Source organism: Rathayibacter sp. VKM Ac-2929, assembly GCF_022815495.1.
GTDB lineage: Bacteria > Actinomycetota > Actinomycetes > Actinomycetales > Microbacteriaceae > Rathayibacter > Rathayibacter festucae.
The window spans coordinates 18,594-30,492 of record NZ_JALGRV010000006.1 but is presented as its reverse complement, the minus strand read 5'-3'; the positions used below and the strand labels follow the sequence as shown (position 1 = coordinate 30,492).

Here is an 11,899-nt window from a genome sequence, read left to right as displayed (position 1 = left end):
GACGGTGCAGCTCGCGAGGACGAGGGTGAGCGCGGCGCCGGCGGTGCGGCGGGGGGCGAAGTGACGGGGCACGGATCTCCTGAGCGGTTTCGAAGGAACCCGCCCACGCTGGCCGCCCCGGGTGAACGCGACGGCGCGCCCAGGTGTCCGGCGGGCGAACGCCCGGGGGCGGGGTCGGGAGGAGAAGTCTGCGAACCGCCCTGCTGGGGCCGGGGGTCTCGATACGCCGCGTGCCGCGGCTGCTCGACCAGCATGGGCGAGAGCGAGCGGGTGGACTCGGAACGGGGTTCGGCCGGAGGGCAGGGCCCGATGTGCGTCCACTCGCGTGGGTCGGCGCTTGCGAGTGGACGCGTACGGGGGCCTGCTCGGAGCTCTGGCCCCGTCGCGGGTCCGTTGGCGGATGCATGCTGATCGAGGAGGCCGCGGAGCGGCCGTATCGAGATCCACCTGGGTCAGAAGTGGGGTCTGCCGGCCCGCCCTGCTGAGGACGGTGGGTCTCGATACGCCCCTGCGGGGCTACTCGACCAGCATGCACACATTCCGTCGGCTCAGCGGGCGGCGAGGCCCGCCGCCGCCGAGCCCCAGCCGGCCAGGGCGGCGCGCACGCGCTCGTCGCGCGCGAGGCCGAGTGCCTCCGCGTAGCCCTCCTCCAGCACGTCGTCGATGCGGACGCGCGCGCCCGTCTCGGAGGAGCGCACCGCCGCCTCGACCATCGCGAGGCTCCGCACGTTCGCGTGCACCTCGCCGGAGGGCACGGCGCCGGAGCCGAGCACGCGCACGAACTCGGCGAGCGAGCCGGCGATCTCCTGCGGGCCGGGCTCGAGCGTCGCGGTCCGCACCGCCTCCGACTCCCGTGCCTGCCAGGAGGGCGCGCCGTCGCCGTCCCAGTGCGCGGTGCCGCCCGCGCCGGTGACGCGCCAGTCGCCGTTCCAGGACGTCTCGAGCCCGTCGGCGCACCAGCTGCCGGTGTAGCTGAAGCGGACGCCGCCGGCGAACTCGAAGACGGCGCTCGCCGCGGCACCGTCGGCGTACCAGCTCCAGCCCGGGTTGTACTCCTCGCAGTAGACGGCGACCGGGTCGCGGTCCAGGACGTAGCGCGCCGCGTCGAAGGCGTGGATCGCCATGTCCACCAGCAGCACGTGCGGCATCTCCTCGCGGAAGCCGCCGAAGTGCGGCGCCTTCGCGAAGAGGACCGACGCCGTTCCGAGCTCTCCGAGCCCGGCGACCTGCTCGCGGAACGCGGCGATCGCGGGGTAGTAGCGCCGCGACTGGCTGGTCATCAGCAGCTGCCCGGCGACCTCGCTCGTCGCGGCGAGGATCAGCGACTCGGCGATCGTCGGCGCGATCGGCTTCTCCGACAGCACCGGCAGCCCGGCGAAGAGCGCCTCGCTGCTCACCGGCAGGTGCGCGCGCGGCACGGTGACGTTGACGACCGCATCGGCGCCGGAGCGCGCGGCGACCTCGGCGACGGAGCTGCCGACCGCGATCGGCCCGACCCCCTCCTCCTCGGCGGCCCGCTCGGCGAGCGCGACGTCGAGGTCGACGAGGCCGACCAGCTCGGCGTCGGGGTGGTCGCGGACGGTGCGGATCCACGCGCGCCCCATGGCGCCCGCTCCGACCTGGACGAGACGGACGGTCATCGGACGAGCGCCCCCTGGTAGTCCTCGCCGGCGAAGAACTCGCCGGACTCGTAGCGCTGCAGCACGGGCAGGCGGCGCTCGGGGCGGTCGGAGTGCGCCCACTCGACGCCGTTCGCGATCACGCGACGGACGTCGGCGTGGTGGTAGACGGGGAAGTCCTGGTCGCCGGGCGAGAAGAAGAAGATCCTCCCGTGGCCGCGCTTCCAGGTCATCCCGGAGCGGAAGACCTCGCCGCCGGAGAAGGTGGAGAGGAAGACCAGCTCGTCGGGCGCGGGGACGTCGAAGAACTCGCCGTACATCTCCTGCTGCGGGATCGTGAAGGGGTGCGGCACGCCCTGCGCGATGGGGTGGGTCGGGTCGACGGTCCAGACGATCTCGCGGTCCTCGGCCGAGCGCCAGCGCAGCGTGCAGGTGGTGCCCATCAGTTTCCCGAAGATCTTCGACCAGTGGCCGGAGTGCAGGACGACGAGCCCCATGCCGGAGAGGACGTGGCGCTGCACGCGCTCGACGATCTCGTCGGCGACGGCGTCGTGCGCCATGTGGCCCCACCAGACCAGCACGTCGGTGCCGGCGAGGACCTCCTCGGTGAGGCCGTGCTCGGGCTCGTCGAGCGTGGTGGTAGAGACGGTCGCGCGCTCGCCGAGGTTCTCGGTGATGCCGGCGGCGATCGTCGTGTGCATGCCGTCGGGGTAGATCGCGCGGACCTTCTCCTCGATCTGCTCGTGGCGGTTCTCGCCCCAGACGAGGACGCGGAGGGGAGCGGCGGGTGTGGTCACGGAGGGTCCTTCTTCGTCGGAGGGTGTCGGAGGGCGCCGGTGGGACGGTTAAGCGCTTTACCGGCGAGTGCTCCTAGACTGCGGGACACCGCGCCCCCGCGTCAACCGCGGCGGGGCGCGTCGAGCGGAGGGAGACGCGATGGCGACCATGCAGGACGTCGCGCGCCGCGCGGGCGTGTCGATCGCGACCGTCTCCTTCGTCGTCAACGCCAGCAAGCCGGTCTCGCCGGAGACGGCTGAGCGGGTCCGGGAGGCGATGCGCGAGCTCGGCTACCGCCCGCACGCCCTCGCCCGCGCGCTGGCCCGACGGCGCTCGATGATGATCGCGATCGTCTACCCGCTGGTGCCCTCGCGTCCGCTGAACACCGCGACGACCTTCCTCGCCGGCGCCGCCGAGGCGGCCGCCGAGAGCGGCTACTCGATCGTGCTCTGGCCCACGGTCGGCGGCGCGGAGAAGCTCGCCGATCTGCGCGCCGACGGCCTGCTCGACGGCGTCGTGCTGATGCAGGTGACGTCGGGCGACGAGCGGGTGGCGGTCCTGCGCGACTCCGGCACCCCGTTCGCCCTGCTCGGCCGCACCCGCGACCCCTCGGCGCTCGACTGGGTGGACATCGACTTCGAGGGCATGGTCGAGGAGGCGCTCGAGCGCCTGACCGCGCTGGGGCACCGCCGGGTCGCGCTCGTGCTCGGGCCGGAGGGCGGCGCCGACTTCGGCCCCTACGCGCGGACCCGGGAGGTGTTCGAGCGGGCGGCCGCGGCCCGCGGTCTGACCGCCGCGCTCCTGCACTGCGAGGAGACGCCCGCCGGTGGGCGCGCCCTGGCCCGCTCGCTCGATCCGCAGGCGGCCACGGCGGTGCTGGTGATCAACGGCGGCGCGGCGGTCGGCTTCGCGCACGAGCTGCGCCACCGCGGCGTGCGGGTGCCCGAGGACCTCTCGATCGTGCTGCTCGCCTCCGACCCCGACGTCGCGGACCTCGCCGACCCCGCGCTCGACCTGCTCGTCGCGCCGGGCCACGCCCTCGGCCGCCGCGGGGTGGAGGCGCTGCTCGCCCGCCTCGCCGATCCGGCCGCGCCGCTGCTCCAGGAGCGCATCGGCGGGCCGTGGCGCCCGGGCGGGTCCGTCGCGGCACCGCGCGGCTGACCCTCGGCGCGTTCGCACCGCACCGGTCGGTCGACCGTCCCATCGTCCAGGTGGCGCAGACAGGGCATCCGTGGCCGTTCCTGGGTGATCAGCGAATCCTCCAGTCTTCTCCGGAGGATCGCCCGTGCGGATCGGGCGGCACGAGGCCTAGCGTGGGAGCACCGTTCCGGCCCGAAGGAGCACCCGGCATGTCCCGCGCGACCCGCTCACCCCGCCCGCCCGCACACCTGCCGCCGCGGCTGACCCTCTCGCTCTGGGACTTCTCCTGGTACACGCGGACGATGCCGGGCGAGCCCTTCCACGACCTCGGGCGCGCGTTCGACGAGGCGGTGGAGCGCGGCTGCAACACGGTCCGGATCTGCGCGGCTCCGCTCCTGCTGTTCGGCGACCACTCGATCGACACCTCGCAGCTGCGCTTCTCGAACATGGGCGGTGACGTCGGCCGGGGCACGCGCTGGTACGACGCCGTCGGCGGCGCCGTGGTCGACCTGCGGGCGCGCCTGGTCGAGCTGTTCCGCCAGGCCGCCGCGCACGACGTGTTCGTCATCGTCTCCTCCTGGGAGTATCAGCAGAGCCCCGCGTTCCTCAGCGACTCGTCCTGGCACGACCTGCTGACGGCGATCCCGCCGACCGAGCGCCACGAGGCTCTCGCCCGCGCCGAGTCCCGGCTGATCGCCTTCCTCGAGGTCGAGGGGCTGGCCGACCGGATCGCCTACGTCGAGGTGCACAACGAGGTCGACCTCTCCCGCCTCGGCGAGGTGCCGGCGGAGGGGCTCGACACCTTCTGGGCGCAGAAGCCGTACCTGACCGCCGCGCTGGAGATCCTGCAGGCGGATCATCCGGATGTCCTGTCGACCGTCTGCTACGGGATCCCGCCGTACCTCGACCTCGACTCCGTGCCGGAGAACGCGCAGGTCGCGCACGTGCACTTCTACGTCTACGGGGTCCTCGCGGCGCTGGAGGAGTGGGCGGGAGTGCGGGCCGAGCCGCCGGTGTTCCCGAGCGCCGAGCTGAGATCGCTCCTGCGCGAGGGGGCGCCCGAGTTCGACGCCCTGGCGCACACCGTCGAACCGTGGCGGCTCGCGGCGACCGGCATCAGCCCGAGCATGTTCTACGCCTACGACCAGGTCGATCCGGTCGCCTGGGACGCCTGGCTGTACTCGCACTACGGCCGCTACGAGGTCGCGATGAGGGAGGCGATCGACGTCCGGCTGCGCGCGGTGGCGACCTGGGCCCGCCGCCGCGGAATCCCCGCCGTGGTCGGCGAGGGCTGGATCGGCTACACGCCGCTGGAGGCGGAGTTCGAGGACGGGCCGGCCGGCCGGGTCCTCGCCGGCTACGCCGTCCAGCGCTGCATCGACCTCGGCTACTGGGGAACGCTCGTCGGCTCCAACTCCGCACCGCAGCACCCGGGCTGGTCGAACGTCGAGCTGCAGCGGCGGCTGAACGGCCTCGTCCTGGCGTCCGGGAAGACCGGGGAGACCGGGCCCGCGCCGCTGTCCTCCGCGCCGCTCGGTTCCGTGCCGCTCGGTTCCGCTCCGCTCAGTTCCGCGTCCGGTACGCGTGCGGAGTCAGGCCGTGGATCCGCTTGAACTGCCGGGCGAAGTAGAAGGAGTCCTCGTAGCCGGCCGCGGCGGCCACCTCGGCGATCGGCCGCTCCGTCATGTCGAGCAGCTCGCGGGCCCGCGCCATCCGCAGCTCGGTCCGGTACTGCAGCACCGGCATCCCGAAGCGGCGCCGGAAGAGGGCCGCGAAGTGCGACGGGCTCAGGCACGCCATCGAGGCGAGCTCCGCCACCTCGATCCGCTCGGCGGGGTGGTCGTGGAGGAACTGCGCGGCCCGGTCGAGGGCGGTGCTGCGCGCGTCGCCGGGCGGGCGGTCCGAGGCGAGGATCGCCAGCAGGTGCCAGGCGGCGCCCGATGCGGCGAGCAGGCTGTTCATCGTCGAGTCGCAGCCCAGGTGCGTGATCGCCGCCGAGATCAGCGCGACCGCGGCGTAGACGTCTGACAGGGTGCGCACCGGAGCGTCGACCGTGGCGCGCGCGGCCTGCAGGAACTCGGGCAGGTCGCTGCCGGCGAGGTGCAGCCACCACAGCGTCCACGGGTCGGCGGCGTCGGCCCCGTAGCCGTGCGGCTCGCCGGGCGGCAGCAGGACGATCTGCCCCGCGGTCACGGCGAAGGTGCCCGCCGCCGTCGTGCACCAGCCGGAACCCCGGGTGCAGACCAGGACGACGGCGTCCGCGATCGGGCTGGTGCGCACTCGTCCGTGCCCGCGCGCCTCGGGGAAGTGGCCGCAGTCGGTGACCAGGAGGTGCGACGTCCCCGGCTGCGTCAGCGCCTCCCGGACGCGGGGACGCGGCAGGACGTGCATCGTCTCGCCCGGGAAGCCCGCCCCGAGGATCGTGGGCGTCCGTGCGCACCTCATCAGCGTTCCGTCCAGAAGTTCCACGGGTTCCGTCCTCCATCTCGGCACCGGATCTGATCTTGACTGGGCGGCGTGCTCGATGACAACGCTGCCATTTCCGCCGACAGTACCAGTGGAACGTCCAGGGGAAGCGCTGCGCCGCCGCCCCCTCCGCCCGCTCCGGAGGACGTCGCGTCCAACGACGAGCTGTTCCTCCTCGGTCTGCACCTCGAGGAGCGCCCGCACTCCGGAGGCGCGCCCGAGCACTACTGGGAGGAGGCGGTCTGGCGGGACCCCGGCGACGCCCGCTGCCGCGTCGCGCTGGCGCGGTCGCTCGCCGCCGCGGGCCGCTTCGACGAGGCGGAGGGCCACCTCCGCTCCGCGATCGAGCGGCTGACCTCACGGGGCGTGGTGCCGGCCGACGGCGAGGCGCACCACCGGCTGGGCGAGCTCCTCGCCCGGCAGGGACGGCCGGAGGAGGCGCTCGAGGCTCTGAGCACGGCGCGGAGGACACCGGCCTGGCGCGTCCCGTCCGGTGTCGCGCTCGGGCGGCTCCTCCTGGCGACGGACCGCCTCGAGGAGGCCGAGGCGGTGCTGCGCGAGGTGCGCGTGGTCGACGGGCAGCACGCGCGGGCGGCGGTCCTGCTCGCCGTCGTGCTCCGGCGCGGCCGGCGGGCGCAGCAGTCGAGGGCGCTGCTCGAGAGCGTGCTCGCGCGCGATCCGCTCGACCACTGGGCGCGCGACCTCGCCGGCCGGCCGCTCGACGCCGACGCCGACGCGCTGCTCGACGTCGCGCTGGAGTACCGCGACGCGGGGCTGCCGGACGACGCACTGCGACTGCTCGCCCTCGCGCTCGCGGCCGATGCCGCGCGGCGCACCCCCGGCGAGCGGACCGGGGTGGTGCCGCTGGTGCACTATCACGCCGCACTGCTGCACGAGCGGCAGGGTCGGCCCGACCAGGCACGGTCCGCCCGGCGGATCGCGCAGCAGGCGCCGCTCGAGGGCTGCCGCCCGGTCCGCCTCGAGGACGTCGAGGCGCTGGAGGCGGCCGACGCCGAGGACACCACCGCCCGCTTCCTCCTCGGCGGCTGGTACTCCGCGGTGGGCCGCGTCGAGGACGCCTTCGCTGCTACGTGGTCCGCCGCCGCGCACGACCCGAGGGCGTGGGTGCGGGTGGCCGCGCTGCGCGCGCTGGGGGCGGCCTCCTGCACCGCCTACGGCGACGCCGAGGCGGGGCTCGCCTACCTCGAGCGCGCTCGGCACCTCGCCCCCGGCGACGCAGGGCTCCTCGTCGAGTACGACCAGCTCCGGGTGCTCCTCGGGCACGAGGAGCGGCTCGCCCTCCTCGAGGAGAACGAGGCGCTCGTCCTCGAGCGCGACGATCTGACCCTCGAGTACGCGGCGCTGCTGATCGCGGACGGCCGAGCGGGTCGCGCTCAGGGCCTGCTGCTGGGCCGGGTGCTCGGGCAGGGGGAGGGCCCGGGGAGCCGGGTGCCCGAGGGGCGCGTGCTCGAGGTCTGGGACGCGACGATGATCGCGCTCGCCGACGCGTCGTCGCCCACCGATGCGCTGACCTTCCTCTGCGCCGCCCTCGCGCCGCCCGCCTGCCTCGGCGAGGAGCGCCCGCCGTCGGCCGTCCCCGCCGGGCTGCTGCTGCGCCGCGGTACCGCGCGGGCGCGCCTCGGCGACGACGCGGGCGCCGCCGACGACTGGGAGGCGGCGGCCGGGCTGACCGGCGACGCGGTGACAGCGCCGCACTACGACGAGCAGACGGTCTCCGCGATCCGCGCGCTCCTGGCGCTCGGGCGCCGCGCCGAGGCCGACCGCCTGACGACGGCCTTCTCGGAGTGGATCGACGAGGAGGCCGCGATCCCGGCCACGGCCGACTGGTCCCGCCTCGGCGAGCTGTTCCCGCCGGAGCCGCAGCAGCAGAAGGACGCGCTGCTGGCGCGCTGCCGCGAGCAGCTCGCGGCACTGGCGGAGGAGCGGCGGAGCGGGTGAGCAGGCGATCACCGCGGCGATAACATTATCGCCGATGGTCGAGTTGGTAACATTATCAACATGCGCAACTCTCTCGACAACCCGTTCAGTCCCGGCTCCGACGCGGTGCCCGAGATCTGGGCGGGGCGGACGACGCAGCTGAGCGATTGGCGTGACGTGCTCCGTCCCCGCCTCGCGCGAGGCCTCCCTGAGCGCGGCCGCACGATCCTCGGCGAGCCCGGACTCGGCAAGTCCGCCCTGGTGCGGCGGATCGCCCGCGACGCCGCAGCGGACGGCGACTGGGTGACTCCGCAGCTGCGCATCCCGTCGGGCGCCGACCCGCTGAAGCTCGTGGCCGCCGCCCTGCTCGCTCTCGCCGAGGCCGCTGGTCTGCCGACGGCCCGGGAGAAGCGGATCGCGGCCCTCCTCGAGCGCGTGCAGGCGGTCGCTGCATCCGGGCTGTCGCTCACCCTCCGCGGACAGGACGGCCCGGAGGCGCACACCGCGCTGACCGAGCTGCTCGTCGAGGTGGGCCGGGCCGCGATCGCGCAGGACGTCGTCGTGCTCGTGCACCTCGACGAGGTGCAGAACATCGCCGACGAGAGCGGCCTCTCGCAGCTGCTGATCGCGCTCGGCGATGCCATCACCCACGAGGAGACGGTCGCGCTGCCGGGCGGCGTACAGGTGACCCGCTTCCTGCCCATCGCGGTCTACCTCACCGGCTTGCCCGACTTCGAGGACCGCGCCGGCGGCCAGAAGGGCGCCACCTTCGCTCGCCGCTTCAAGACGACCGTGCTGACGGCCATCGACGACGACGACATCGTCGCGGCGCTGCAGGATTTCGTGCTGCCCGGCTGGGAGGTCGCGGACGGCGCGGGTGGGACGGGCCGCATCCGGATGGAGGCCGACGCCGTCGCGGCGATCGTCGACCTCTGCCGGGGTGAGCCGTTCCTGTTCCAGCTGGCCGGGGAGAGCGCTTGGTACGCGGGCACCGACGCCACGATCACGCGCCGGCAGGTGCTTGCGGGCTGGCGAGGCGTGCAGCGGGAGGCGGCCGCGCATGTCGAGCGGATCCTCGGCCGGCTGCCCGCGCGAGAGCGCGCCTTCCTCGAAGCGATGGCGGTTCTGCCGGCCCGCGATCGGTCGCTGACCCGGATCGCCCGCGCGCTCGGTCTGTCGAAGCCGTCGGAGGTGGGGACGACGGCGCAGCGTCTCGACACCGTCCGCGGGATCATCGACCGAGGGAAGCTGTACGGGTTCCGGCACCGGGCGATCGAGGCGTCGCTGACGAGCGACTGGCCGCGAGTGGACTGAGGCGCGCCGCAGGGGTCCCGCTCACCCCGCGTGCGGCAGCAGAACCTCCACCAGGCCGTCGGTGACGCGCGTCTCGAAACGCGGCTGGGGTGAGGTGGCGGGGCCGCGGACGACCTCGCCGGTCTCGAGCGAGAAGGCGCTCGCGTGCCAGGGGCAGGTGATGCAGGCGTCGGCGCCGGTGCCGCGGAGCTCGCCCTCGTCGAGGGGGCCGGAGAGGTGGCTGCAGACGTTCGAGAGGACATCGACGCGGTCGCCGCGGCGGACGGCGAGCAGCGGGGTCTCGGCGACGGTCTTCTTCACGGGGGAGTTCTGCGGCAGCTCGGCGAGCGGGCCGAGGGGGTGCCAGCCGGTCGGGAAGCGGTGCGGCACGTCCTCGGTGTGGTTCGCACCGGCCGCCTGGCGGTAGCTGAGGTGGCCGCCGAGGTAGCCGCCGCCGGAGACGACGGCGAGGCCGAGCGCGCTGAGCACCTTCCCGCTGGCGCGCCGCCCGCGCACGCGCTGGACGAAGGACGCGGTGTAGAGGACGGTCCCGGCGACGTTGGCGGCCGCGTGGACGAGCCCGACGCGCTTCTGCTGCTCGTGCAGCTCGGACCAGTCGGTGTAGCCGGCGGCGGCGGTGGGCAGCACGCTGACGATCCCCAGGCCGATGAGGGTGCGCGCCGCGCGCTCGTTGCCGGGCAGCAGATCGAGGACCGCCGCCGACACCCACGCGCCGGTCGGCACGAGCACGAGCAGCGGATGCACCGGGTGCCCGATCGGGACGCCGTGCAGCACGTCCCGCACGGGCTGCGGCCGGATGACCGCGTCGACCACCTTCTTGACCCGGTCGACGAGCGGATCGAGGGCGGCCACGTTCTCGAGACGGCTGACGAGACGGACGAGCTTCACTTCGCGCATGCCCCAGGGCACCGCGTGCTCGGGTGGCGCGGCAAGGGGGTTGCGATCCGGGAGGGGCCGTTCCGCCCACGTCGGAGGACCGCGTCTCCGGACCGGCACTGCCGGAGAGGGTGGGTCTCGAGACGCCCCTGCGGGGCTGCTCGACCAGCATGGTGCTGCAGAGGCACCTTGTGATCGGGCAGTGCGCGCAGCGCCCCGCCGTGCTGATCGGGCAGTGCGCGCAGTGCCCCGCCATGCAGGTCGAGCAGCGCCCCTCCGTGCTGAGCGAGCAGAGCGCGCAGCGCGCCCCTTTCATGCTGATCGAGTAGCGCGCGCAGCGCGCGTATCGAGATCCGCCCCCGTCGAGACGGCGGCCTGCAGGCCCGCCGGCGTCAGTCGGCGGCGGTGAAGAACGCCTCGATCGCGCGGGTCAGGGCGACGAGGTCGTCGACGTGGGCGAGTTCGCGCGCGGAGTGCATCGACAGCAGCGGCACCCCGACGTCGACCGTCGAGATCCCGAGCCGGGTGGCGGTGAGCGGCCCGATCGTGGAGCCGCAGGGGACCGTGTTGTTCGAGACGAACTCCTGGAACTCCACTCCGGCCCGCGCGCACACTCCGGCCCAGAGCGCCGCGCCGCGCGCGTCGGTCGCGTAGCGCTGCGAGGCGTTGATCTTGAGCAGCGGGCCCTGGCCGGCGACCGGCTGGTTCACCGGGTCGTGCTTCTCCGGGTAGTTCGGGTGCACGGAGTGGCCGGCGTCGGCGGAGAGGCACCAGGACCGCGCCATCGCGCGGGCGCGCTCGTCGACGCCCGCGCCGAGTGCGGCGCCGATGCGGGTGAGCACGTCCTCGAGGAAGGGGCCGCTCGCTCCGGAGCGGCTGGCCGAGCCGAGCTCCTCGTGGTCGAAGGCGGCGAGCATGCTGATGTGCCGCGGCTCCGCGTCCGTGTCCCCGGCGCTCGCCGCGAGCAGCGCCACGAGTCCCGCGTGCACCGAGCTGAGGTCGTCCATCCGCCCGGCCGCGAAGAGCGCGTCGTCGAGGCCGAAGCGCGCGGGCGGCTGGGTGTCCGCGGTGATGAGGTCGTAGCCGGCGATGTCGGCGGCGGTGTCGAGCCCGGCCTTCGCGGCGAGGATCTCGAGCAGGTCGTTCCCGTCCGCGTCGCCCAGGCCGTAGACGGGGACGGTGTGCTTCTGCCGGTCGAGCTTCAGGCCGTCGTTCGCCTCGCGGTCGAGGTGGATCGCGAGCTGCGGGATGCGCAGGAACGGGCCGGTGCGCACGAGCACCTCGGCGCCGTCGCGGGTGACGATGCGGCCGGCCAGCTCGAGCTCTCGGTCGAGCCAGGAGTTGAGCAGCGGTCCGCCGTAGACCTCGACGCCGGCCTGCAGCCAGCCCTTCGACCCGACCGTCGGCCGCGGCTTCAGCTTGAAGCCGGGGGAGTCGGTGTGCGCGCCGAGGATGCGGAACGGCGTCACCGCGGTGGCCCCGGCCGGGACGTGCCAGGCGATGACCGCCCCGTCGCGGAGGACGAAGTAGCGCCCGGGCTCCGACGGCCACGCGGCGGTCTCATCGACGGACTCGAACCCCGCCGCCGCCAGTCGCCGCGCGGTCTCCGCCGCGGCGTGGAAGGAGGAGGGCGAGGCGGTGAGGAACTCGGCGAAGTCGGCGAGGTGGTCGGCGCGGGAGGTCATCGACTCATTCAAGCACCGTGGAGATGGCAGAGCGCCGCCCGCGTCGACGGCCCCGCCCCGCCGTCGCGTACCGGCAGGACCCAT

10 protein-coding genes are annotated in these 11,899 nt (G+C 74.3%); 5 read left to right on the top strand and 5 right to left on the bottom strand.

The window, feature by feature from the left end:
- Positions 1-548: 548 nt before the first annotated feature.
- Positions 549-1,640: a Gfo/Idh/MocA family protein gene (locus MT355_RS18440; RefSeq protein ID WP_243600640.1), complete on the bottom strand. Its 1,092-nt coding sequence runs from the start codon at positions 1,638-1,640 to the stop codon at positions 549-551.
- On the bottom strand, positions 1,637-2,416 hold the full coding sequence (locus MT355_RS18435) for a ThuA domain-containing protein (RefSeq protein WP_243600639.1): 780 nt from the start codon (positions 2,414-2,416) through the stop codon (positions 1,637-1,639). Before MT355_RS18435 ends, MT355_RS18440 begins: the two co-directional genes overlap by 4 nt.
- A gap of 139 nt (positions 2,417-2,555) precedes the next feature.
- On the opposite strand from MT355_RS18435, the gene MT355_RS18430 reads away from it, so the two are divergent.
- Both MT355_RS18430 and MT355_RS18425 read left to right on the top strand, forming a co-directional pair.
- Positions 2,556-3,557 (top strand): LacI family DNA-binding transcriptional regulator, encoded by a 1,002-nt coding sequence (locus tag MT355_RS18430; RefSeq protein WP_243600638.1) that lies wholly within the window; start codon positions 2,556-2,558, stop codon positions 3,555-3,557.
- Between the two features lie 188 nt (positions 3,558-3,745).
- Entirely contained in the window at positions 3,746-5,149 is a 1,404-nt protein-coding gene (locus MT355_RS18425) for a cellulase-like family protein (RefSeq protein ID WP_243600637.1), read from the top strand.
- On the opposite strand, the gene MT355_RS18420 is transcribed toward MT355_RS18425, so the two are convergent.
- Positions 5,100-5,981, bottom strand: a complete 882-nt coding sequence (locus MT355_RS18420; protein ID WP_243600636.1) for an AraC family transcriptional regulator — start codon at positions 5,979-5,981, stop codon at positions 5,100-5,102. The genes MT355_RS18425 and MT355_RS18420 overlap by 50 nt on opposite strands.
- Positions 5,982-6,053: 72 nt before the next feature.
- On the opposite strand from MT355_RS18420, the gene MT355_RS18415 reads away from it, so the two are divergent.
- Positions 6,054-7,961: a tetratricopeptide repeat protein gene (locus tag MT355_RS18415; RefSeq protein WP_243600635.1), complete on the top strand. Its 1,908-nt coding sequence runs from the start codon at positions 6,054-6,056 to the stop codon at positions 7,959-7,961.
- A gap of 60 nt (positions 7,962-8,021) precedes the next feature.
- A complete protein-coding gene (locus MT355_RS18410) occupies positions 8,022-9,254 on the top strand; it encodes an ATP-binding protein (RefSeq protein ID WP_243600634.1) in 1,233 nt (410 codons plus the stop codon).
- 21 nt (positions 9,255-9,275) lie between these two features.
- On the opposite strand, the gene MT355_RS18405 is transcribed toward MT355_RS18410, so the two are convergent.
- Positions 9,276-10,151 (bottom strand): Rieske 2Fe-2S domain-containing protein, encoded by an 876-nt coding sequence (locus tag MT355_RS18405; RefSeq protein ID WP_243600633.1) that lies wholly within the window; start codon positions 10,149-10,151, stop codon positions 9,276-9,278.
- A gap of 149 nt (positions 10,152-10,300) precedes the next feature.
- Here MT355_RS18405 and MT355_RS18400 point away from each other — a divergent pair, with 149 nt between their 5' ends.
- Positions 10,301-10,459 carry a hypothetical protein gene (locus tag MT355_RS18400; RefSeq protein WP_243600632.1) on the top strand — a complete coding sequence of 53 codons (159 nt, stop codon included), beginning with the start codon at positions 10,301-10,303 and terminating at the stop codon, positions 10,457-10,459.
- A 63-nt stretch (positions 10,460-10,522) separates the two neighbouring features.
- On the opposite strand, the gene MT355_RS18395 is transcribed toward MT355_RS18400, so the two are convergent.
- A complete protein-coding gene (locus tag MT355_RS18395; protein WP_243600631.1) occupies positions 10,523-11,815 on the bottom strand; it encodes a M18 family aminopeptidase in 1,293 nt (430 codons plus the stop codon).
- Positions 11,816-11,899: the final 84 nt, after the last annotated feature.

Excerpts from the sequence above, each read along its gene's own strand:
- MT355_RS18440 (WP_243600640.1), bottom strand. The coding sequence starts at position 1,640 with ATGACCGTCCGTCTCGTCCAGGTCGGAGCGGGCGCCATGGGGCGCGCG.
- MT355_RS18430 (WP_243600638.1), top strand. The coding sequence starts at position 2,556 with ATGGCGACCATGCAGGACGTCGCGCGCCGCGCGGGCGTGTCGATCGCG.
- MT355_RS18425 (WP_243600637.1), top strand. The coding sequence starts at position 3,746 with ATGTCCCGCGCGACCCGCTCACCCCGCCCGCCCGCACACCTGCCGCCG.
- MT355_RS18420 (WP_243600636.1), bottom strand. The coding sequence starts at position 5,981 with ATGAGGTGCGCACGGACGCCCACGATCCTCGGGGCGGGCTTCCCGGGC.
- MT355_RS18410 (WP_243600634.1), top strand. The coding sequence starts at position 8,022 with ATGCGCAACTCTCTCGACAACCCGTTCAGTCCCGGCTCCGACGCGGTG.
- MT355_RS18405 (WP_243600633.1), bottom strand. The coding sequence starts at position 10,151 with ATGCGCGAAGTGAAGCTCGTCCGTCTCGTCAGCCGTCTCGAGAACGTG.
- MT355_RS18400 (WP_243600632.1), top strand. The coding sequence starts at position 10,301 with ATGGTGCTGCAGAGGCACCTTGTGATCGGGCAGTGCGCGCAGCGCCCC.
- MT355_RS18395 (WP_243600631.1), bottom strand. The coding sequence starts at position 11,815 with ATGACCTCCCGCGCCGACCACCTCGCCGACTTCGCCGAGTTCCTCACC.